The following is a 21,957-nucleotide window of genomic DNA, read 5'->3' as shown; positions in this document are numbered from 1 at the left end:
TTCTCCCAAGAGACCGCGGAAGCCTCGGGCGAAGGCCAAGCCGGCTGACGTCACAGCGCAATATGCCGCGATGCACGAAACCAACGCGGCGCTCTGCTTGGCAAGCGGCTTTGTCGCGCCACGTCCAGAAGAAAATGCTGCGAAGGACCACCACGTCGCTGCCGGGCGGGTGGTGCTGGACGAGCATGCCCCGACCGCCTCGTCATTGGCTGGCGCCGCGGGAGACTTGCCCTATGGCACGGTGGTCCTATTCGACATTGACTTGCGCATGTTGGCCCCGGGTCACGCCATCGACTTGGCGGCAATCCCGCTCGCTGCTGTACGAAGGCTGGTGTTTGCCGATGAGCGCTCACGCATGGAATTCGCGGCCAGGACTTCTGCATACGCTGACATCCCGAAGGGATTGATTCCGCTTGAAGTCAATGCAAGCTTGTTCGAACCAGGTTTCGAGACTCGTGCGCAGCTAGATGCTTTCGTCGACACCGCGGGCCTCGACAAGCTCGTGAAGGCAGACGTTGCCAATGGCCTGTCGCTCTTGGATCGATGTTCGGGCGCATGGGCCGCGAGCCTCACGACGCTCCGGGAACCTGGATCCTCGCATTTGCTTTCCGCGCTTGCAGGGATCGATGGTCGATTCTCGGATGCGTCGTCATTGGCGGGGCTTGCCTGGCGTGTCGCATCTCAGATTGATCCGGCCTCGGATGCGGCGGCCTACAAGTCGCTCCTTGTCCAGATCGTTCTGGCACTTGCCACTTCCAATCCGGCCGATGGATTCAGCGCATCGGCGTTCCTGAAGAAGCTGGCCATGGCGTTGGGCGAACAGGGCGACGCGAATGGAACGAGCCAGGCGCAACGATTCCTGCACTTTGCCCAGGATATTGTTGCCCTTCGCAGGGAGCTTCCGGACGCCTCGTTCGACGACTTGCCTGGCTCATCGATTCCGAGGGGAGCACTGCTTTTCCTGCTGAACCCTGAGCCAGACACTTTGGACGCCGTTCGTGCGAGAACGCCAGGCTTGGGATCGAGGACGTATTTCGTCGCCGCCATGCTTGTCGGAATCCGTGCAGGCTTGGTGCGCCTTCCCGCGAGCATGAAGTCCGATAGGGATTCCTTCCTTGCGTTGCCGCAGATGGTGCTCGCCGGGTTTCTCGGCGAACCTGCTTCGCTCGAGGTCAGCTCGCGCTGGGAGCCTGATGGCACGCGGAACCTGGAACTTTGCTGGGAGGGTCGCGCGGTCTCCCGCGTCGCAGCGCAGCCCGATCCTGGCATCAGTTCGTTGATCAATGTCGCGGATGACGTGGGCCTTCGCCTCCAGCACGCGCGGTACTCCGAGGAGCTTTCGTCGAGCGTTGTCCGCAACGGGCTCGAGGGTGTCGTGGTGCTTCGCCAGAGCCGTTGTCCGACTTTTCCCCGTACGCCGGCGATCGAAGTGGAGCTTGCGTTTGAGAGCCCCCTTCCGAAGCGAAATGCAGGCCTGCTGGCTGTTGCCACGAACGAGCGCGCGCGCGACACCGGGGTGCACGGTAGGCTGCTTGAGGATGGGCGGCGCCGGACGGTCGCACTCTCGGCATTCATGGCCGGCGAGCCGACAACCTCGTCGCTCCTCGAGGCGCTCGACGCGCTTTGGGCTAGCGCGGAGGAGTGGGCAAATGCAGCCATGCATACGCAAACTATGATGAGTGCACCGATGCCGGGCGAACTGCCCAACGTTGCCTAATTGCTGGCAAGGAATTGAGACAAAAGGGAACTCTGTGCATCCTTTCAGCCTTGGGCAGGAGTACCGTCGCGCAGCCCTGCTTGAGTTCCTCGGTAGCGGGCAAGAAATGCCGGGAGTCCTGTGGGGGCCACGAGAGCCTGGTTGCGTCATCTGTACTTCGGGTGGGCGGCACGGGAAAAAGGCCGGCTACTCGGACGGGCAGCAACAGGATGGCTCGTGGATCTACGTCGGGCAGGGCAGGACGGGTGACCAGCGCCTGGAAAACTCCGCGAATGCCAAGCTTGCGGCTCGCGATCGGTCGGTGCTGTTCTTCACCACGCGGGAGCCAAATGCGAAGGAGAAGGCGCAGCATGGGCACGCGAAGTTCTACGTCTTCCGCGGGGCCTTCAATGTCGCGGGCTTTGAATTCTTCTCGCCCGACGAGGGCAGCCGGAAAGGCGATCGACTGATCCGATTCTTCTTGTTCCCGGCCGATGATGGCTACGCGGAGAGTCCAGAGCCCGGCTTGGTCTTGGTGGAGGCCAGTGGCGCGCAGCCCTCGCTCGCCAGCTTACAGGCCAGGCTTCTCGGAGACGCATCTACCGCCAAGCCCACAAGAATCTCGATGGTTGAATACCGGGCCAGGAGTGCTGCCGTCCATCGCTACGCGCTTGCGAGGGCTGGTGGCATCTGCGAATGCTGCGACTCGGCGGCGCCGTTTGAAAACGATGCAGGCATTCCGTATCTCGAAGTGCACCATTTGCGTCGGCTCGCCGACGATGGCCCTGACAGTCCTGTCAACGTTGCCGCGGTGTGCCCCAACTGTCACCGCGCGCTCCACTTGTCGGCGAAACGGGCCATGCATGCGTCCACGCTGCTGGCCAAGATACGTGAACGAGAAGAGGCGGTTCGACTTTCTGGTGCGCGACAGTAGGGCGACGGACTCAACTGGTTGGGGCCGCCACAGGCGCTAACTCTCGGAGCCACGAACCAACCTTCGCTGCCGTCACCGCCGCCTTCTCCCTAGTATTCAGATCGCATTCCCAAACGACAAGCACACGCCATCCTGAACGCCGGAGCGTCGATTCGACCATCGCGTCTCGTGCCACGTTGCGGGCGAACTTGCTCGTCCAGAAGTCGACATTGCTCTTGGGCGTACTCGCGACGCGGCAGTCGGCATGCCGGTGCCAGAAGCAGCCGTGGATGAAGATGATGGCCCTGTACTTTGGCAGCACGAGGTCCGGACGGCCGGGTATTTTTTGGTGGAGTCGATATCGAAAGCCGGCTGCATGCAGCAGTCTCCGGAGAGCAAGCTCCGGGCGCGTATCGCGGCCGCGGATGCGCGACATGCGTTCCGATCGCTGCTCCGGAGACATGATGTCTGCCATTGCCTGGCCTTCTAGTCGTCCGTGCGCGCGACGATCTCGAAAAATGGAAGGCCGCGGATGATCTCCGCGCCCGGGCCATGTGATTTGAACATGCAGTGATGGTTCGGCAGTGACTTGATGCGCTCAGCAAGCTCTCCAAGGTCGGAAGTGAGGCCCAGTCCACTAAGCTCGTTCGCGGTGACGTTCGGCACCTTGTGCACGAACCAAGTAAGCAAGGGGTCCCTGTAGTCCGTGGCGTTCACCTTGAAGTGCCGCAGGTACTGGGATGCCAGGATGACACCAACGCCGAATTCCCGGCCTTGCAAGAGCAGCTTGCGAAGGACGTCGAATTCGTACTGCATGATGTTGTCAGCCTCGTCCACCAGCAAGTACGAGTCGATGGCGCGCAGCTGCGGATCGCGGCCGATGAAGGGCCGCTTGACCAGCGAGAGCATGTGCTCGTAAAACATGTTCAGCATGATCGCGACGACCATATTCTTGCTTCGATCGTCCTGACCCATGGCCGCGAGCGAGACCACGACCACTCCATCGAAGAAGTCCTTAAACGATGCTCCGGCTGCTGGCTCGCGAGTGAATACCTCGGAGTCCACGAGATCGCCAATGATCGACAAGGGTGCGTCTGACTTGCCGCCAAGCAGACTCCGGTATTCAGCTTCCACGTCAGCGAGCGTTGGCATCCGGTTCATCGCGCCCGCTGCCTCGTAGGCGCGGCGAACCGCCTGCTTGAGCTTGTCTCGCTGCACGGGGCCGATCCCGGGGTAGATCTTCTCCAGGACATCAGAGAAGAACTTGAATCGCTCTAGCCAAGGAACGGCTGAATCTTCCATTCCCGAGGTGTCGAACAGGTTCAACGGCATGCGAAATGGCTTGACGACCTTAGCACCTACCGCCTGCACGAATTCTGGCGAGCTGTAGTCCTTCTTGTAGTCGAAGATTAGGATCCTTGGCTTGATGCCGCGGTTTGCGGCTGTTGCCTGAGTGATCTGCAAGATCATGGACTTCAGCAACTGCGTCTTGCCGGTACCGAGGTCACCAACGACCCCCATGTTGAGTTGGTTCAGGCGGGTATCAGACAAGTTGAGGGCGACCATAGCCTGCTCGAAACGAGAAGCAGTGGTGCCCAGCTCAAGGATGATGCCTCCTCCCACGGCCGCTGCATCAAATGCCGTCGATTGCGGCTGAGCCGAGGATGCCGCGCCGGGAAGATCGTCGCGATCAAGCGTGGGGGACGCCTGGCCAAAGTCAGGATCCCTGCCGCTAGGTGGGCTCAACTCGTTTGGTGGCGTGGAGTGAGTGGTCGATCTACCTTCATCGGTTGGACTAGTGACCTGCGGGCGCGAGGTTGCGGCTGTTGCCGCCTTCGGCGCCGGCTTGGTCTCCCATGCCCCCAGCTTCGCCCGCATGGCGGCGTAGAGAGGCTCGCCATCGCCGGACAGTATCCGTGCTGCGTCTAGACGGCTAACGACGACGGATTCATCGAAACCGTCGCCGTCGTGATCCGCAGGTCCAGTGTTCGGCGAACCATCAATGACGATCAACCGTCCTCGAGGGTCAACCTCCAGACTGGCGCTCCCGCCAAGAAGCGCGCGCGCCAAGCGTTCGTGCAGGCGTGCCCATTCCTTGCCGTCCTGGGCGATTGCCTTGTTCTGGCTGTAGATACGCATCGAGAAAGCCATCATCGACAGCACGAGCTGGCTAAGCGCCAGCTCCCACATCAACGAGCTTTGAGCTCTTTCGGCGATGGCTTGGAAGATCGCCGCAAACGTGCTTGCCTGGTCGAGCGCCGCCTTGCATTCTTCGCGCGACATCTGGCCGCTGGAGCGGAACTTCACCTCGATGGGGACGAGGCGGATGGCAGTTCCCGTGGCATTGAACGTGAACGTGGCAAGAAGCAGGTCTGGTCGTTTGCCGCTCAAGTCCTTGACCTTGCGCACGTCGCGCGAGAGGTCGTCCAGGTGAGTTCTGAAGGGGTCAACCGGGATAAGCAGCGCGATGCTTGCTTCATCGGCACTCGCTCCCTCTGTGACCGGGATCAGTCCGCCGGGCCCGCCACCCAGCCTGAAGTCGTCCTGGAGTATGCGTGCCGCGATGAACATGCCCAGTGCGCCCGACGCCTTCGTGTCATCTCCAGAAAGTTCCCTGACCGTGGGAATTCCGCGCCTGGCGACCTCGTGGAGCAAGCCTTCGAGCCTGGCGGGCTCCCAAGTATCGTCGCTCATCAGCTGTGCAACGACCGTCGCAAGCACTTCCCTGTCGACGTCCTTGATGCTGGAGATCAAGTAGCTTCCCGCCACGTCGCCAGATCGCTGCGAGTACGACGGGAGAGAGTAGTCCCACAGGTATGCGCCGGTCAGCCATTCGCCAACGAAGCAACCCGGATCGACTGCTGAAGACGAGACCGCGACGAAATCGGCGCCGTCGTCATCCAGTGCACTCTTGATGGCTCCTACGTCAGGGACGAACCGGAACCCGAGAGTCCCGACAGCCCCGGACTCGATGCTTGCTACTGCGTTGCCGACCTTCTGGAGTAACCCCTCGACGCATGATTCCGGCGGTGCTGACTGGCGCGACTCGACAAGGTAGGCCTGGCCTGCCTGTGGCAGCTGCCGCCGGACACGATGTCTGATAAGCGCTCCAGCGGACAACGCTGAGCGCTCTGCCGATGGAGTGAGCATTGGCTGCGAGGCATCGAGTTGCGTGATGATGGCCAGGTCAACGCCGCTCGTCCTCTTCGACTGCAAGTACCAGCGGACGGAAGCCTTCGTGTCTTCCACGAGATTGGCCAGGGAGGGCTCGTCTGGGCGAGCGTCCTCCGGCCGGTTGTCATGAACCTCGATCAAGCGAGTGCCTAGCCGGTTGAACATCGAGTCACCGGTCTCGCTGGCCTCCCCAAAATTCCGCCTGCTCCAGTCGGAGATCCCTGCGTTGCAGGAATCCACTGCGGCGCCGCTCGACGAGAGGCTAATGCTCAGGAGCGGCTTGGCTGGCAGTAGCGAGGCGACATCGTCCAGGGCCTTGCCTACCTGGGCTGGGCTGAAGCCCTTGGCCAATCCGCCGACTATGAGGCCGAACTCGTTGCCAAAGGGTTCCTGTCTTGCGCGTGCGTTGATGGTGGAAAGCGCGCGCGAATTCCACATGACAGACCAATAGTCTGAGCTGCATTCAACCGCAACGAAGGCATGCGGCTCGACCCCGTCGGGTCCCCGGATGGCCAACGACAGGAAGTCAGGCACGAAGTCGGGGTCCAGCAACGCCGCCGCCGGACAAGGCATCGCGCTATCGAGGGCCCCCAGGAGGACTTCTTGCGCCCCGCAGTGCCAAGCTAGCCGCAACGGGTGGATGGGCGACAGCAAGACGGCGTCGAGTGTCGAGGCAAGCGTCTTGGCGCCGGCTTCGTAGGAAGCGATGCCCACGATGTCGGACCAACAAGCGGCGTCACGATCGTTGGCCCACCAGGCAAGATATGCATCGAGAAAGGCTGCAACCTCCTCCCTGAACGCCGGGTCGTCACGGTGCCACTGTCCGAGCGCTGCTTGAGCGGTAAGGCCGGCGTTGTCGACGCCCCTGATGCGCGCAAGGATCGAACGGCGGGCGTCGATGTAGGCTTGGGGCGGGTTCAGCTCACCGCGGGAAGGACGAGGGTCGCTGACGAAGCGGCCCTTGGACACCAACGGGCCACGCTCTGATGACCAATCCAAGCGGGACCACACCAGCGCATAGTCGGGGCCGAGGACTATCGGCCGCCAGGAGTCGCTGCAGGTCGCTTCTTCAAGCATCCATCCCTCAAGGACGGCGCAACGCGCGATCCTGTCCACTTGCACGAGGGCGCGCTTCTTGAGCCGGTTTTCGCCGACAAGGCGCTCGAACTCGCTCGCGCAGCCCGTGACGCGGACGTCCACTGATGGAAGATTGACAAGGCAGCTTTCGTGGACGGCGCGACCAGCCACGTTTCTCTCTATGTCCAGCTTTAGGCTGCATTCCGAGGATGCATCCACTTCCACGGTGAACCGGCCGGGGCCGACCTGGCGTACGTCAAGCGCCAGCTCACCGTCCAGGCCTGCCGCGTCCTTGCTGAAGAGCTTGGCCTTCGGTGATAGCTGAAGCCAAGATGCCGTGAACACGTCGAGGAGGTGGCGACCAGGGCCGTCAAGTTCAATCGTGGTTTCGATGGCTGGCTTCCCTGCTGTCGGCTTGGCCAGGCGCTTGGCGAGCGTGATCTTGCTTGCCGTGCGGGCCTGGATATGAATGCCTGGATCCCACGATTCAATTGCCAAGACCTTGGCGCTCGCCGCTTGCGTCTCTTCAACGAGCGCCACGACCCGCGCCGGGGCCTTGTGCTTCGGAATATCGAACGTGCAATCGACACCACTCGGTGCCAATGCGAGTTCGCGAGAGTCCTTTCCCTTTGCGCTATTGCCGACCTTGCGCTCAAGGACGATGCCGATGGACTCCGTGGCAGCTGGGTGGCTTACCCTCACGTCGGCTTGGCTCGAGACGATGAAGACGCCTCCGATGCGGATTGGCGTCAAGGCGTTGAGCACCTCGATCTCCAGGCTTGGCTTCTCGGGGCGAGACTCCTCGAGCAGCTCAATCCATCGCTCTGCAGTCAACAAGTGCCACCAGTCCGGTGGCGGGGACAGCGTCGGGCCCAGCGAGGTCGAGTAGTAGGCTGCGGGCGCACGGCCAAACGCGGAGGCGATGTCGCAGGCCTGCCTGATGAAATCGCCAAATTGCAGCAGCGCGTCGCGTGTTGCCTGGTCTCCAGCGTTCTCCGTGGCGCGATCGAGTCCCGCCTTGAAGCCATCCTCCAGCGCCAAGGCAAGACAAGCCAGTGCCTTTTTCTGGAGGTCGGCTTGTATTTCATGACCTTCTACAGGCGGAACGCCGCATGCAGCGCATGCCCGAACTATTGCCGATTCCTGGCCCCACGGCCGGCTTGCAGCGAACAGGCGAGCGAGAACCCGCCAAGCGCCCGCCCTGGAACTGCGGTCCTGGTCTAGTTCGTCGGCAGCTCTTGCTGCTGCCTCGACGAGCAAGTGCACGCCACCGGCCTCGGAAGGCACCTCGAGGTGGCCTATGCCGTCCGTGACTACTCTCTGCACGAAGGAGTCCGCCCACCACTCCTCGAAGGTCGCCATCCCTCGGCTGGCCGATGCACTGACCCCGATGGCCTCCGTCGTCGTCGAGACTGAAAGATCCATCTGCTGGCCGGGCGGGACAAGCGCTAGGAAGCTCGGCGAGGCCGGGGTGTTTCTGACTGTCAACAAATGGCCGTGGTCGCACCTTCCTGAGGAGCCTACAGGTGGATTCCGGTCAACAAGCTCCGACTTTGGAACCTGGAGAAGTACAGGCAAGCCGAGATCGTCGCCGCCCGGCCCCGAAGACACCAAGAGCTCGAATACCGGATCAAGGAGTTCAAGTGGCGGTCCACGAAAGACAAGACGGGCCTCCTGGGATGAGGCTGACGTGCCGAGGCGCTCGTGCGCCAATGCTCGGACCTGGCTTGCCAGGTATTCAGTCAACGAGATCATGCTTGGTCTCCAGGCCTGGCGGCGGCTCTCGTGTCAAACGGCGGCAGCACCAGCATCCCGCTCTCTGCATCCGGGCTGTCCAGTACCAGGCTTAGCAGCCGGAGCTGGTGCCCCAGGTCACTCGAGGCGACCTCGTCGCTTCCGATGATGATCCCGTAGCGAGCCAAGTGTTCACAAAGGCGATGGACCGATCGCGGGCCACCTGTCTCGAACAGGCAGCAATGAGCCACGGCGATGACTGCGACCGGCCCCATGGCGACGATCCATCGAGAACGAGGATCATTGGACCGCTTCCTGATGCAGTAGCCCTGGTCATAGCCCCGCATGACCTCTTGGGCAGTCTGTCGCTGTCCCGCCGCATGCCGGATGAACTCGAGCATGTTCATGCCGATGCCTCTTGAACAATTCAAGACCTTTGCCTCGCTTTCGCCAAGCTCGTTCATCTTCCCGGCGAGATCCAATCCGACCAGCGCAGCCTTGTTCTGGTGGACAGCAGCGCGCAGCGCCTGCCAGGAGTCTTGCGTCGAAAGGGGCTTTTCGAACGGGGCTCCGACCTTTTCCAAACCCCACAGGACGGCATTGACGTTCATCCGCGCGTCGAGATAGCGGGCGATGGTTTCCTTTGCCCGCTCCAAGGCAGCAGTCCCATATCGGAAGTAAGAGATCCGCTTGGGATAGATGGTCGACGGCGCCTCTCCGCCGCGAATGGCCGACCGAACGAGCGTCCATCCAAGGCAGTTGACCTCGCATAGCCACAGTACATGTGCTGCGGCACCGATCCGGAGCACGGATTCAAGCAATGTGATCCATTGCCGTCTTGTCATCTGGTCCTTGACACGCAGCACTGCCATGAGGTCGCGGCAAAACTGTCGTGCGGGATAGGCTTCAGGTGGCGTCTCGCCGTGGAACGACGATGGCCAAGACGATTCCTTCATCGGCACGAATGCCCACTGGGCGTCGTCTGGCCTCCATGCGACTAGCTCGCTTTCTAGCCACCGGGCCCAGACATCGTCCGAGCTATTCACGCTTAGCGCGTCGAACAACTCCTGCCAGAGGGCGTCCGCCTCTACCCGGGACGGCGACCCCATCGTCACCATTCGCTCGATGAGGCTGCCCGGCGACCATGGTTGGCCGCTAAGGCGCGCGCTCCCGGAGACACGAGCAGCCTCTGGAACAAGGGGAGTCAGCTGCAGGAATCGCTTCTGGGACTGGTTGGGCAACTTCGGGCTCTGCACTGCGCCCTGGAGGACTCGTGACCAGGCCTCGGCGCCGAGGCTTGCACCGTCCGGCCGCTTGTGCGCCTCGAGGCGCCTCATCAGTTCCCGGCCCGAGACCGGAACATCCTTTTCCTTCATGCCCGGCATCCCTATGCGGCGATAGAGTGCCGCGACCAGAACCTCCGAACTTGCGTACTCTGGCGCAGGATGGATCGCCAGGTCCGCTTGGTCGAGGCATGCATGATCGGTCTGCCACGGAGACTCAAGGAATCTGTCCCACGTAGTCATTCGCGTCCCTCGATCGTCAAGAAGCGGCCACCCATCATCTCGATCTGGAGCCCGGCCACGCCGAGATCCATGATCGAGTCCGCGAGGCTGTCCTCGTCGCGGACGATCGGTCCTGCGAGCGTCGCCTTGGTCGCGTCAATGAGCGCGTTCACTTCCCGAGGCAGAGATGCGCGCGAGAGGCCGGCCGAAATGAGCTCGATCGCGCAGTAGAGCTCGAAGGTCAGGGCAATCGCATGTTCGCGTTGGCCCTTGCCTACCTTCAGGTACCGTGTTGATGACCAAGGTCGATCCGCGGTGTCGTCCTCCAGCGGCCTGATCGATTGCTTGCTGGTCACGAGGGATGCGCGAAGGGCTGCCGGTGCGGCTGGCTGGCCAAAGGTCGTCGTGAGGGGCACTTCGAACTTCTCGCCAGTGTTCAAGAGCCGTTGAACATCTCGCGCTGCGCGCAGCAATGCGTCTCCTTGCGATGTCCCGCGGTCCTCAGCGATGCCCTGGAATCGCTTCAAGAGGGTGGCGTCACGAGTAACCGCCGATCTCGTACCCAAGGTGCGGCGCACCAAGCGGCTGGCGAAGTCCCTCAGGGCGTGCTGGATGCGAGTCGCAGCGTCTGGCCGCCGACGACGGAGCGCCGGAGTCGATAGCTCGCGGTCGAGATCGGCGAGCCGCCCCAGCAGTTCCACCTCGGCTGGCGACATGCACCGACGCTTCACCAATACGTCCCGGCCGGCACGGACAGACTGGCTTAGGTATGCATCCAGTTCCCGGAGCGTCAGTCGTTCCGAGGCGTTGATCTGCACCTGGTCTGCAGGGTCGGCCAGTGCTGGGTCCAACGAATCGCACAAGCCCTCGAGCAGGCCCTCGATCATCGATGGTGGCCTGGACGTTCCGCCTGCGCGAAGGAAGTAGTAAAGGCCCATTGCCACGTGGTTCTGGTCCAGGCCAACCTCCTTGATGTCTCCATAGAGGCGCCGCGCGGATCGTTTGTTCCAACTGCCGAACAGCTGGTGTTGGTATTGGTGCGCGACGAGGGTGTAGATGGCTGTCGACCGCTTGGGGTCGGGCTTTGACCCAAGCCGGGACTGGTCCTGGTCAACGAGCCTCGCTGCCCACTGGCAAGGACTGAGGTTGGATGTCCCCGCGCCCTCCACTGCTGGCCCCGAAAGCAAGAACGAGACGAGCGTGAAGAAGTCTCGGAATGTCCAGCGCTTGGCCGTAGCCAGCTCGTGCCATCGAAGCACGGTCAGGAGGTTTGAAGCTGTGTCACCCGTGGACAAGACTTGCCTGCTTCGGCAGAACGGGCAAAAGTTCTTCGCTTCGCATTGGCCATATGCTGGCCATGAGCCTGTGTCCAGTGCCTTGACAAGTATCGTCAAGGCTGGCGCGGGGTCGCCGTCACGCGTCTTTACTAACAGCGATTCGATGTCCATCGGCCAGACCGCGACGCTGGAATACGCCTGGAGAGGCCAGCACGCATCTGCACCTGCACCCTGTGCGACTGCCCTGATCGTGGTAGCGAGGAGCGTCTGGACATCCTTCGGCCCATGATCAGTGGCGTGCACCATTGCGTCGTCGAGCACACCCCTGTTCACGCAGGAAAGGTAGATGTCTCCCTCGAGCGCGCCGCGCAACGCGTCCTCGAGCTCCCCCACCAGCAGCGCAGCTCTCGAGCTGTGCGGATCGGGCTCGAGCGAGGCATCCTGGACGATGGTGATGCTGTGCATGCGCGTGGACTTCGAGCCCAAAACGCTGGCCCGCGCGACGCGCTGGAGTGCTTTTGTGCCGCTGGGTTGCAACTGTTCGCGCAGTGCCGCCATCAGTGCGCCGCTGCACCCCAGCTGGTGGTCGAGCCACTCGATGGTCGATTCGATTGCCTCCGTCTTGCCGTTCCCAGGCCCGCCGACTAGGAGGACGATCCCCGGCGTCTGGTCTGGTCGGCTAGCAATCGCTTGTGTCCAGGCATGCAAGCGCCTTAGCAAATGAGTTTGCAGGACATCGCGCGTAGGACGACCGCTTCCTTCCTCGAAGAGCCGTCTCACCCCGCCGGCCTGGTTGCCGGACCAGTTCCGGAGTCCTGCCGGGAATGCCGGCTCGTTCGCTTTGTTCGCGTCTTCGGTCATTTCCCGTCGTCTCCCTTGTCTCTATCAAGCCGCCTGCGCCTCGACGACTCCTGATTCTTGGCTGAGGTCTACTTCCAGATCCAGCTTGTGCTTCTTGATTACGAACTCGAGCGCCAAGCCCAGGGCTAGCCCGAGCAGTGGCGGCACCGCGTTGCCAACTTGGGTGTAACGGGGGCACTCCTTGGTCCGCCGGTCACCACCTGTCGTGTATTTCCCCTTGAACACGAACCAATCCGGGAAAGACTGCAGGCGGGCGCACTCGCGCACCGTGAGGATCCTGGGATCGCCGAAGTGGAGGATGTCGTCTGGCAGGGTCGTGATCGTAGGCGCTGGCTCGTCCGCGGACATCGGATAGATGCGATGCTTCTTCAGCTTGAACGTGGCGCGATCCTGATCACTCATGCGGACGCCTTGCCGGCAAGTCCGGATGATCTCCGAAAATCGAGACCGGACTTCCTCGGAGTGCCGCGCGAGGCGCATGCTATCCATGGGCTCTTGGCCCATGCCGCGCCGCATCAATACCTGGTAGTTGCTTCGCGAGCGACGGCCGTCATAGGCTACTTCGAGGAATCCTCGCGGGGACGCGGGATCCTCGCATTCCTTGAGGTCCCAGATCGTCCCGTTGCGGCCGAAGATCGAAAGATCCCCGATTGCCTCGCTTGCGGTCACTGGGGCTGACAGTCCGAGGCTGGACAGGAATGCTTCGCGATGCGAACGAAGGCGCTCGAAGACCTGGGCGGCAAGCGGCTCGACGGTTGCCTGCCGGAATCGTTCCTTGAGCAGTCCGACGACGATGAGTCGGGCGCGCTTCTGCGGCACGCCGTAGTCAGTTGCGTTGACGATCCTGGCTTCCACGTCATAGCCAACCATTGAGAGCTCGCCGACGAGCCGTTCAAGGAAGGATCCCTTGGTGTTGCTCGCCGGCTTTCCGTTGAATGCGGGCGAGCTGCCATGTGCAACGCCCATTCCTGGCACGTTCTCAAGCAGGACGGCGGTCGGCCGGACGATCTTCACGACCTCCAGGTATTTGGTGAAAAGTTGGTTGCGCGGGTCGTCTGCCTGACGGCGTCCCGCAAAGCTGAAGCCCTGGCAGGGGGGGCCGCCTGCGATCAGGTCGATCTCCTGTGCCGCGAGCGACTCGAGCTTGGCCCTATGGGCGTCCAGGAGTTCGTCGATCCCGCAAGCTTGCTTCGGGAGCCATTCCGGCCACTCGAAACGCCGCAGGCCATTGCGCGACGCGTCGATGAGGTTCGCCTTGAATGTCGCGAATGCCATCGGATCCTTCTCGATCGAGAAGAGTCCTTGGTGGCCGCCGGAGGTTAGACCGAGCGACAGCCCACCGCAGCCTGAAAATAGGTCGACAAATCGAAGCACAATCTCGTTCTCGGTACTTGTTGCGAGCCACGGCCCGCGCAAAATGACGAAGCTTACCTTGTCGGCCTGGCACTCGCCGGCTGCGACGCGAACAAGGTATCCAGTGGCCGTTGCCTGCTGGCTACCAGTGGCAGCACTGAGTCTGGATGCCATCTAGCTCATGACGTGAGCCACCTCTTCGAGGCAGTGCTTCCTCTCTCCCCGCCTTCAGGGCATGGATGCGCTAGGAGCAAGCTGAACGGAGGCTCCTACTTCGACGACGCGACCATCTTCCTTGTTGCATGGCGCGCTCGCGCGCCGGCGCTGGCAGCCTCTGTGTTTGCCTTCGGCCCTTTGAACGAAGCCTTGACCGCTGCCGGCGCTTCTTCGTCAGCAACATAGGCCAGCAGGTCCCCAGGCGTGCAGTGGAAGTAGCGGCAGAGCCGATCGATGTTGGCGATCGTGGCGTTGTAGCCGATCGACGAAACCATCTTTGACAAGGTGGCCCGGTGGATGCCGGTGGCCTCGGCAACCTCTCGCCATTCCACTCGACGCCCCTCGCGGAAGCTGTGTTCGGCCATCAATTCAGCCAGTCGGATGCGAATCATCGCGGTCTCACGTTGGTAGTGCCTCATGCATTATGAATCTAGTTTGTTGCGTAAACGCGACTTCATGAATCAACAGTCCTTTGATTTCTTGCGAATATCCTATTGATTGCGCATGATGCGTATACGCAACTTCTGATCTTGAAGGGAGATTGATGCGCAAGACTGTCAACAGAATGAAAAAGCCAACGGCAACGGCTTCCGGCGTCACCGCGAGTGGCTCCGGGCCCTCTCAAGATGTTGGGCCTAAGGCATTGCAGACGGTTCGACTGCTAAGTCCCGTATCTCAGAGACGGCATGCCAACGAAGCCGATCTGGGATGGGCTGCCGGGGTCCTGGACGGAGAGGGCTGTATTCATATCGCGCGTCAGACGTATGGCGCTAGTGGCCGGCGTCCTACCTATCGGCTTCGGCTGCACGTCTCGCAGAACGATGAACTGCTGCTCAAAGAGTTCGAGTGGGCTGTTGGCATTGCCGGGCGGCTCTACAGCGTTAAGCCCACACCAAATCAGAACAGGTCTTGTCACAGCCTCATCTATGACGGAATCAAGGCGTTCACGGTACTTGAGCGGCTGTACCAGCATTTGCGCCGCAAGCGGGCACAGGCAGCCTTAGCTGCGGAATTCCGAGAACGCTGCGACATTCATCGTCATACCGGGCCGCGCGGATGCCCGCCGGAGGTTTGGGAATTGCGCGAGTGGTACTACGAGCGCATGTCCGATCTGAAGCGCAGTTGAGGCGGAGATAGTCATGGCAATGGGAGAGACCCCTCGAAGCGCCGACCGCGCCCAGCTCAGTTTCTACGTAGAAAGTATCCTGGCCGCCACCCAGTGCAGCCCCGACGACGAAAAGCGTGCTGTGACGGCGGCTCACACCGTCCAGTTCTACGACCCCGCTGACCTGACCCGGTTTGAGAAATTCTGGTCGGGTGACCGAGGCGACGGCAGCGCAAACGCCCGCAAGCTAATCCGGGACTTGGCGCAGCGCGTGTCGGATTGGCCCTGCAGTCCCTCGCCGGCCGACAGCGACTTGCTCGCGCTGACCGACAAGTTCCCCAACTTCGCCCCGGTCGCCGACTACGTGCGGCGTGCTGCGGCCCTGGCGCGGCTGTCGCCTGGCGGGCCGCTGGTGCTGGCGCCTCTTCTATTAGATGGGCCGCCTGGTATCGGCAAGTCCGCGTTCGCGCGAGCCTTCGCCGCAGTGCTGCAAGCGCCGATGCTGCAGTTCAGCATGACCCAGGCGACCTCTTCGTTCAGCCTGGGAGGCCTGAACGCGCAGTACAGCGGCGGTGGGCCGGGCTATCTTGTGCGCTCGGTGGTGGAGTGCGGTGCACCCGATGCGGTCGTGGTCGTCGATGAACTCGACAAGGCTGCCATCGATGCCCATCACAACCCGACCCTGCCGCTGCTCGAATTGCTGGAAGCGAGCACTGCGGTTCGTTACGTGGACGACGGCCTACAGATGCCCCTCAACATGAGCGCGCTACGCTGGATCTGTACGTCCAATGACGCTGGATTGATTGCCGAGCCGCTGCGTTCGCGCTGCATGCAGTTCCAGATCCCGCCGCCGACGCCGGAGCAGATGCAGGCGATCGCTTCGACGGTGTACCGCGACATCGTCAGCGAAGGCGGCTGGGCCGCTCACTTCGATCCCGAGCTGCCTGCCGCGGTCGCCATCTTCCTGGCGGGATCCGTCCCGCGCGACCTGGCACGCGTCCTCCGTAGCGCGCTCGGCGCCGCAGCGCTGGCCGGCCGTTCGACGATTCGCGTCGACGACCTCCCGTTACGTCACCGCTCGGCACGCCGGCGGATCGGCTTCGTCTGAAAGAACTCGTTCATGGATACCTGTGCAACGGATGTCAGTTCAACGCCATCCAGCCTCCAGTGGTATGCGCACGAAACGTCGACCGAAGACGCCCTCCAAATCGCCGCCCACATCTACGGCGCCATGCCGCCCGGCTGGCAGGAGCTCTGGCGCGAAACGGTACGACAGCTGGTCAACGCTCGAACCCCTGAGCGCGAATTCCCACTGAGGTACCTCAGCGCCGAGTGGGCAGACGGCCTGCTCGAACTGGACATGCCCTGGGCCGATGATGTCCTGACCGGCATCGCACGCCGCTGTGCGCAGCGCTCTCGCTTCATCTGCCGGCAGTGCGGCAAGGCCGGGCTGCTGCGGCAATTCGACATGGCCGAAGCCGCGGTGCTGTGCGCGCGCTGCGCGGCGCCGGAGCTGCTGCACCGCGCCATCGAGGACGCGGTGAAGTACCCGGGCCTGATCGTCATCGGAGGCCGTGTTGACGATGTGCGGCGCGTGCCCGAAGTCCTGAGAAAGGACTTTCTGCGAACCGCTCGCCGCAGGGGGGCGTCGGACGGCATGGCCTCTGTCTCCATGGATGGCATCAGCTTCTGTCGCTGGGTCGAGCGACTGCAGCTTGTGCAGCGCTCACTGCCACCTCGCGCCACCTGAATTCGTCCAAATGAGCTGGGGTCAAACGAGCCCGGCCCGCCCCAAAACGAGATCCGAATTGCTAAATTGAAATCGAGCTGACTAGGCAGTGGCAGCCCGCGCCGAGGACGGCGCGAGAGGCTCCTGCCCAGCAGTCCATTCGAGAGGAGCCGACGGCATTCCGGCGGCTCACAGCATCGCCGGTGCTACTCAGCACCGGCTTCCCCTCGCATCCCTTTCTGGAGCTTCCTATGGATACGACTTCTTCGTCGTTGATCGACCCTGCCCACGACGTCCCTGCGCTGGATAATGACGTGGACATCATCCTGCCTTCGGAGACCCTGAGCTCGCCCGTGCCAAGTGCGCAAGGTGCGCCAAGCGTGCCGCAGCGCAAGCCGGGCCTGCCCAAGACCCCGCTACGCATCCTCCTGCTCGACCCGCATAAGGTGCGCGTGCCGGACGTCTTCAACCGCCTGAAGGACTTTGTCGACGATCCGCGATTCGAGGAACTGCGCATCAACATCTCCTCCGCCGGACGCAACTCCCAGCCCATCCTGGTCCGGGAGATCGAGGGCGAGCCAGGTCACTACCTTCTGGTCTTCGGTGAGCGCCGCCTGCGAGCCTGCCAGTTGGAGGGACTGATGGTGCATGCCATGGTCATCGGGCCGGAGACGCCAGTGGCCGCCGATTGCATCGAACGCATCCGCGAAAACACGGGCAGGGAAGAGCTCTCGGCCTACGAGATCAGCCAGCAGCTCAAGCACGCAATGGCAACGCTGAAGCCGGGAACTCAGGGTGAGTTGGCCGCGCTACTGGGCATCAGCGGCTCCAAGGTCAGCCGGGCCAAGGACCTGGCGGCCTTGCCCGACACGATGATCGCGGCGTTCGCCTCGCCACGCGAGATCCGCATCCAGGACATCAAGGTGCTGAAGGATGCCTGGCTTGCACAGCCCGAGGCGATCCTGCGCGAGGCAGAGGCCATCCAACAGCTGGCCCAGCCGCTGACGCGAGCCGAGGTGATCCAGCGCTACAAGACCGCGGTGGAGGCAGCAACGAAAGCTGCCGACAAGGGCGCGGCGGTAGCAAAGGAGGAGCGCGGTGAGGGTTTTGCACCGTGCAAAACAGGTGCCGAGCCAGCAGTGCCGACCGACCCGCCGCCGAATCCCTTGGTCTGCTACGGCGATCCGGTCGGCGACTGGGCCCTGTCTGCACAGGGCACGCTTGCCATCCGGCTGAGGGCTTCGATGTCGGAAGTGCAGCGACGCAAGCTGCTGGACATGGTGCATGGCTTCATGCTGAAGCTGCAGCCCAAGCCGAAGGAAGCGGCGGTGGAGCCGGCAGGCGTCGTCGCTATAGCCGAAGCGGGCACCGAAGGCACGCAGGCCGCGCCGCAGCTCCCGACGAAGAAGGCCGCATGAACGCCGCCACGCAGAACGACAACGAAGAAACCAACGCTGTCGTAGCCACTACGAAAACGAATGCCATCGATCGCGAAGAGTCCGCCAGGACATTACCGGACGGAAGTTACTGTGAAGTAACGCCTCGTTCGGTAATGTCCCACGCACTAAGCCCGAACGGGCTTGGTGCGCACAGCCAGAGGGGCTTCGCGCAGCGGGATGCGGGTGGCGAGGCGTCGGCTGTCGGTGCGGGAGCACCGGCGGCCGGGGCCATGCCAGCTGCAGCCTGCGAAGCAAACAGGCGGGCGAAGCTCGCCGGGGTGGCGCTGGCGTCGGTCTCGATGCGCAACGCGATCGAAGCTGTATTCGTCAACGAAGCAATACCGCACACGATGGACGGCGTCATCGAAGCAGCGCAGACGCTGCTCACCGCCGTCGATGCCACACGCGACCAGCGAAAGGATACGCAACCGAAGAAATCCTCACTCGAGGACTACGAGCGCAGGCAACTGCTGGTGGACGAGGCCATGGAAGATGTCCAGGGCAGCTACGGCGAGCGGCTCGTGCGGGTGATGGGCAGCTGGGCTGCCAAGGACCAGACCTTCAGGAAGATGCGGGCAGCGCTTCGCCAACGAGCAGTCGATGCGGTGCGCAGCAGCCTGCGAGTGTTGCAGTCACTGCAGGGCAAGCCCGATTTCCTGGGCCTGCGACCCGCTGTGGTGAAGGAGCTCAAGCAAGAGCTGCCGGTCCTGGCGCACGCCTTCCTGCTCGACAGGGATGTCTGCCTGGCCGCGGTCGATGGCAAGCCTGAACTGGCCAGCTCCAAGAGCCGGATGCTGAGTCGCCTGCCGATGGGCTGGCGCGAGAGCTTCATGGACGCTGTGGCCAACTCGAACCAGTACGCAATGCCTTGCATGCTGCTGAGCGCGACCGGGCTGCGGCCGACCGAACTCGAGAAGGGTGTCACGATGCGAATGGAGGGCGACAAAGTGCAGGTCCACATCCAGGGTGGCAAGGTCCGCGAAGGGGCCGGGCAGCCGTGGCGGCAGTTCGAGCTGGCGCGCGATGTCTTGCCGCACTGGGCCTACGAGAAGGTCAGCCGGGCTGGCGCCTTGACGGTGACGGCTGACGCGGACGCGCTGCGGTCGTTTCTCGGGCGCGTGTCGGAGAAGCTGTTCCCGCGGCACGATCCTCCGCGCAAGAACGACATTTTGCTATCGGCCTACGTCTTCCGCCACGCGCTCGTGTCGGACCTGCGGGCCGAGGGCTGGGGAACCGACGAAATCGCGGGCGCCATCGGCGAGAGCAGCGCCGAGACGGTGAGGTGGTACGGCAAGCGCTGGGGTTCCGGTGGGAAGCGCTCGCACAAGGCGCGGGCCTCGGGCATTGACCGGAAATCGCTGAAGACAGCCCGTCCCGTGCGGCCAGCCTCGACGGCGGGGCTCGACCAGGTCAAGGAGGCGACCAAGCGGTCACGGAGCGCCGTGAAGTTGGGGCGGTAGGCCGGCGGAAGAAGGAGCAGCCCAGCGTCGCAGGGGCTCACGACTCGTGCGCGCTGCGCTCGACGATGGCGCGGACCATGTCGGCGGGGTCCGCTTCCAGTGCATCGGCGAGCCGGATCAGGACGGCGAGCGACGGCTGCGTCTGCGCCACTTCGAGCCGTGCAATGAAGGACCGATGCACGTCCGCACGATGAGCCAGTTCCTCCTGGCTAATGGAAATGCGTCCGCGGCGAGCCTTGATCTCGGCCGCCACTGCTTTCACGACTTGTTCATCTTGGGCTTTGCGCATCCGCCGAAATGGTCGGCTTCAAGTCGCATAAATGCACCCGCATATATGGTACAACTCGATCCAGCAAAAAGCATGGCCTGACCCTCTGAGCAAATCCGATCTGTCCTGGGGCGGGCTTTGACATCACTCGTCCAACCTGGGGAGGTCGGCAACATGGCAGTTCGTCTTGGATTCGCGGGATTCATCATTGGCATGACAGGCCTTGGGCTCGCACCCGACGTCAACGCCGGACCGAAGCTGACGCCGAAATACAAAGCGACGAAGTGGGACGCGGCGGCGCTCGCATCGCGTAGGGACACGGATCCGGATCTGAACGGATCGGTCAGTGATATCAAGCCGCGGCCGTCCGATGTCGGCATGCTGGCTGCCGCCAGCTCAGCGCAGCGGGACGCCGACCCGGACCTCAACGGCAGCGCCATGGATGGACTAGGGACCGAGTCGTCGTCGACCACAAGCGCGCCGCTCGCCACGGCCTGGGACGCCTACGAGCGCTGCCATTGGCGCGAGGCTTTTGATCTGTTCTCCGCGCTGGCGGACGAAGGCGATGTAGAGGCTGCTCGGGTCGCCGCAAGCATGACTGCGCATGGCCGCCTGCTCTATCGACAAAGCTTCGATGTCTCGTCCGAGCGGCTTCGCTCATGGCGGCAACGCGCCGGCTTGCCTGTCGTCAGCCATCGCCGTGCCGCTATCGGCATGGATGCCAAGCGTGAGTGATGGCCGGTCAGTAGCAAGGACGGCAATCGAAAACATTGAGTTCAATACGAGGAAACTTCATGAAGCTTGCGAAGGTGCTGCTGGCCTCGGCCATCGGATTGACGGTCCAGTCCAGTTCGGCGCTGCCGACCATGGAAGAGGTTGACGTTGTCGGTATCCGGTTCGGCATGTCGCCCGATCAGGTGCTGGCTGCGTTGAAGAAGAACAGCGCCGAGACGGCGGTCATCGCCAAGATGCACTACAAGGCCGGCCCTGGCAACAAGCAGGGAGTTGCTTCGCTCTCGACCTGCGACCGCCCCGTGGATGTCAGGTCCCTGACCGCCAAATGCGCCGACGAAATCACCATCGCATTCACTGCGGGGACGCAGGAGGCGTTCTATATCAGGCGCAAGGTTGTCTACGACGGCAAGCTGAGGCAACAGGATCTCAGGGCGGCGCTGGAGAAGAAGTACGGCTTCGTGCAGGCGAATGTGACGAAGCAGTTCGGCGGCACGGGCGAGACGCTGTATGGCGCGATGGCGGCGCTGGTTGATGGATCCGTCAGCTATGCGCGGATCAATCCGGCCGGTTGCGAAACGGCCGGAAGCGGCCCCGGCGGGGAACCGACTCGGGCGAACGGCCGGTGCCATTGGGCCATGGTGACCGAGTCGTCCGGCATGGGCGCGCGGCGCGATCTGGTGGAGAGCCACACGCTGGCCCTCACCAGCCACGACACGCTGATGCGCTCGTTGAAGTTGGAGCAGGCGGCGCGTGACAACTTCGGTAAGGCGCAGAGGGAGGAGCAGGACAAGAAGATCCAGCCCGGAGCGCCGAAGCTGTAACCTGAGCAAAGCTTTCTACGCAGAAACGGCCACGAGCAACTGCAGACTTTTCCATGTCAAAAAGCCGAGAACGCGCAGCCTCCCGTCCCGATACCGCCGAGAAATCGGGGCTGGCGTCGAAAGCCCACGTCGATGCCCGAGACGAAGTGGCTGTCGTTTTGAATACTGCACTGCATATTCAACTTGAACGCACGGGCGGGGCAAGGGCGTCATCGCTTGCATCCGCAACAGCCGCACTTGCGCGCTTGCGCCGTGAACGCGGAACGTCCTGAGGCAGGCCAGGGCAACTGCCTCGCCGATCTTGCACCGCCATGCGCTGAAGACTACTAGCCGCGTCAACTGCGTGTGTCGTGGAAACTGCGCAAAACTCTACTAGCGTGTAGGACAAGCATGAGCCTTCCGCCAGCCGCACTGGTCGGCCTTGCCTTCTCGCGGCGACACATTGCGCAATGTCGGCGCTACAGCGGGTCCAGTCGCTTAGTTGATCAGCCCCGCGTACAGCTCAATTGCCTTACCCTGTTGATTCCCGCGCAATCCTGACCCACCGTTTCCATCCAATCTTGACCCACCCTTGTTAGTGCCTCTGGGGCTCAG

General features: G+C 62.7%; 16 protein-coding genes. 9 read left to right on the top strand and 7 right to left on the bottom strand.

Annotated features, from left to right (window positions below; genetic code table 11):
- Positions 1–70 precede the first annotated feature (70 nt).
- Both AC07OQ_RS20210 and AC07OQ_RS20205 read left to right on the top strand, forming a co-directional pair.
- Complete coding sequence (locus AC07OQ_RS20210; RefSeq protein WP_495054942.1) at positions 71–1,717, top strand: hypothetical protein; 1,647 nt, start codon at positions 71–73, stop codon at positions 1,715–1,717.
- 34 nt (positions 1,718–1,751) lie between these two features.
- The gene (locus AC07OQ_RS20205) at positions 1,752–2,630 is read left to right on the top strand and encodes an HNH endonuclease (RefSeq protein WP_495054941.1); all 879 of its coding nucleotides are present in this window, start codon (positions 1,752–1,754) and stop codon (positions 2,628–2,630) included.
- Between the two features lie 10 nt (positions 2,631–2,640).
- Here AC07OQ_RS20205 and AC07OQ_RS20200 read toward each other — a convergent pair whose 3' ends face one another.
- The 6 genes from AC07OQ_RS20200 to AC07OQ_RS20175 all read right to left on the bottom strand — a co-directional run bounded on the left by AC07OQ_RS20200 (position 2,641) and on the right by AC07OQ_RS20175 (position 14,225).
- Entirely contained in the window at positions 2,641–3,084 is a 444-nt protein-coding gene (locus AC07OQ_RS20200) for a very short patch repair endonuclease (protein WP_495054940.1), read from the bottom strand.
- 11 nt (positions 3,085–3,095) lie between these two features.
- Complete coding sequence (locus tag AC07OQ_RS20195; protein WP_495054939.1) at positions 3,096–8,615, bottom strand: putative type IV secretion/conjugal transfer ATPase; 5,520 nt, start codon at positions 8,613–8,615, stop codon at positions 3,096–3,098.
- Positions 8,612–9,970, bottom strand: a complete 1,359-nt coding sequence (locus AC07OQ_RS20190) for a hypothetical protein (protein WP_495054938.1) — start codon at positions 9,968–9,970, stop codon at positions 8,612–8,614. Before AC07OQ_RS20190 ends, AC07OQ_RS20195 begins: the two co-directional genes overlap by 4 nt.
- Positions 9,971–10,116: 146 nt before the next feature.
- Positions 10,117–12,237: a hypothetical protein gene (locus AC07OQ_RS20185; RefSeq protein ID WP_495054937.1), complete on the bottom strand. Its 2,121-nt coding sequence runs from the start codon at positions 12,235–12,237 to the stop codon at positions 10,117–10,119.
- 24 nt (positions 12,238–12,261) lie between these two features.
- On the bottom strand, positions 12,262–13,764 hold the full coding sequence (locus AC07OQ_RS20180; protein WP_495054936.1) for a DNA cytosine methyltransferase: 1,503 nt from the start codon (positions 13,762–13,764) through the stop codon (positions 12,262–12,264).
- A 95-nt stretch (positions 13,765–13,859) separates the two neighbouring features.
- Positions 13,860–14,225 carry a helix-turn-helix domain-containing protein gene (locus AC07OQ_RS20175; RefSeq protein WP_495054935.1) on the bottom strand — a complete coding sequence of 122 codons (366 nt, stop codon included), beginning with the start codon at positions 14,223–14,225 and terminating at the stop codon, positions 13,860–13,862.
- A gap of 125 nt (positions 14,226–14,350) precedes the next feature.
- On the opposite strand from AC07OQ_RS20175, the gene AC07OQ_RS20170 reads away from it, so the two are divergent.
- The 5 genes from AC07OQ_RS20170 to AC07OQ_RS20150 all read left to right on the top strand — a co-directional run bounded on the left by AC07OQ_RS20170 (position 14,351) and on the right by AC07OQ_RS20150 (position 19,539).
- Entirely contained in the window at positions 14,351–14,932 is a 582-nt protein-coding gene (locus AC07OQ_RS20170) for a hypothetical protein (RefSeq protein ID WP_495054934.1), read from the top strand.
- A 13-nt stretch (positions 14,933–14,945) separates the two neighbouring features.
- On the top strand, positions 14,946–16,019 hold the full coding sequence (locus AC07OQ_RS20165) for an AAA family ATPase (RefSeq protein WP_495054933.1): 1,074 nt from the start codon (positions 14,946–14,948) through the stop codon (positions 16,017–16,019).
- Between the two features lie 12 nt (positions 16,020–16,031).
- Positions 16,032–16,661: a hypothetical protein gene (locus tag AC07OQ_RS20160; protein WP_495054932.1), complete on the top strand. Its 630-nt coding sequence runs from the start codon at positions 16,032–16,034 to the stop codon at positions 16,659–16,661.
- A gap of 230 nt (positions 16,662–16,891) precedes the next feature.
- Positions 16,892–18,058, top strand: coding sequence for a ParB/RepB/Spo0J family partition protein (locus tag AC07OQ_RS20155; protein WP_495054931.1), 1,167 nt, complete (start codon positions 16,892–16,894; stop codon positions 18,056–18,058).
- A complete protein-coding gene (locus tag AC07OQ_RS20150; RefSeq protein ID WP_495054930.1) occupies positions 18,055–19,539 on the top strand; it encodes a hypothetical protein in 1,485 nt (494 codons plus the stop codon). Before AC07OQ_RS20155 ends, AC07OQ_RS20150 begins: the two co-directional genes overlap by 4 nt.
- A 37-nt stretch (positions 19,540–19,576) precedes the next feature.
- On the opposite strand, the gene AC07OQ_RS20145 is transcribed toward AC07OQ_RS20150, so the two are convergent.
- Positions 19,577–19,828 (bottom strand): helix-turn-helix domain-containing protein, encoded by a 252-nt coding sequence (locus tag AC07OQ_RS20145; protein WP_495054929.1) that lies wholly within the window; start codon positions 19,826–19,828, stop codon positions 19,577–19,579.
- Between the two features lie 153 nt (positions 19,829–19,981).
- Here AC07OQ_RS20145 and AC07OQ_RS20140 point away from each other — a divergent pair, with 153 nt between their 5' ends.
- Positions 19,982–20,542: a hypothetical protein gene (locus tag AC07OQ_RS20140; protein ID WP_495054928.1), complete on the top strand. Its 561-nt coding sequence runs from the start codon at positions 19,982–19,984 to the stop codon at positions 20,540–20,542.
- Positions 20,543–20,601: 59 nt separating this feature from the next.
- The gene (locus AC07OQ_RS20135) at positions 20,602–21,363 is read left to right on the top strand and encodes a hypothetical protein (RefSeq protein WP_495054927.1); all 762 of its coding nucleotides are present in this window, start codon (positions 20,602–20,604) and stop codon (positions 21,361–21,363) included.
- The last annotated feature ends 594 nt before the right edge of the window (positions 21,364–21,957 follow it).

It is taken from the genome of Roseateles sp. GW821-FHT09B06 (assembly GCF_059418245.1).
This window is presented reverse-complemented; position numbering and strand designations above follow the sequence as displayed.

Excerpts from the sequence above, each read along its gene's own strand:
- AC07OQ_RS20210 (WP_495054942.1), top strand. The coding sequence starts at position 71 with ATGCACGAAACCAACGCGGCGCTCTGCTTGGCAAGCGGCTTTGTCGCG.
- AC07OQ_RS20200 (WP_495054940.1), bottom strand. The coding sequence starts at position 3,084 with ATGGCAGACATCATGTCTCCGGAGCAGCGATCGGAACGCATGTCGCGC.
- AC07OQ_RS20195 (WP_495054939.1), bottom strand. The coding sequence starts at position 8,615 with ATGATCTCGTTGACTGAATACCTGGCAAGCCAGGTCCGAGCATTGGCG.
- AC07OQ_RS20190 (WP_495054938.1), bottom strand. The coding sequence starts at position 9,970 with ATGAAGGAAAAGGATGTTCCGGTCTCGGGCCGGGAACTGATGAGGCGC.
- AC07OQ_RS20185 (WP_495054937.1), bottom strand. The coding sequence starts at position 12,237 with ATGACCGAAGACGCGAACAAAGCGAACGAGCCGGCATTCCCGGCAGGA.
- AC07OQ_RS20180 (WP_495054936.1), bottom strand. The coding sequence starts at position 13,764 with ATGGCATCCAGACTCAGTGCTGCCACTGGTAGCCAGCAGGCAACGGCC.
- AC07OQ_RS20175 (WP_495054935.1), bottom strand. The coding sequence starts at position 14,225 with ATGAGGCACTACCAACGTGAGACCGCGATGATTCGCATCCGACTGGCT.
- AC07OQ_RS20170 (WP_495054934.1), top strand. The coding sequence starts at position 14,351 with ATGCGCAAGACTGTCAACAGAATGAAAAAGCCAACGGCAACGGCTTCC.
- AC07OQ_RS20165 (WP_495054933.1), top strand. The coding sequence starts at position 14,946 with ATGGCAATGGGAGAGACCCCTCGAAGCGCCGACCGCGCCCAGCTCAGT.
- AC07OQ_RS20160 (WP_495054932.1), top strand. The coding sequence starts at position 16,032 with ATGGATACCTGTGCAACGGATGTCAGTTCAACGCCATCCAGCCTCCAG.
- AC07OQ_RS20155 (WP_495054931.1), top strand. The coding sequence starts at position 16,892 with ATGGATACGACTTCTTCGTCGTTGATCGACCCTGCCCACGACGTCCCT.
- AC07OQ_RS20150 (WP_495054930.1), top strand. The coding sequence starts at position 18,055 with ATGAACGCCGCCACGCAGAACGACAACGAAGAAACCAACGCTGTCGTA.
- AC07OQ_RS20145 (WP_495054929.1), bottom strand. The coding sequence starts at position 19,828 with ATGCGCAAAGCCCAAGATGAACAAGTCGTGAAAGCAGTGGCGGCCGAG.
- AC07OQ_RS20140 (WP_495054928.1), top strand. The coding sequence starts at position 19,982 with ATGGCAGTTCGTCTTGGATTCGCGGGATTCATCATTGGCATGACAGGC.
- AC07OQ_RS20135 (WP_495054927.1), top strand. The coding sequence starts at position 20,602 with ATGAAGCTTGCGAAGGTGCTGCTGGCCTCGGCCATCGGATTGACGGTC.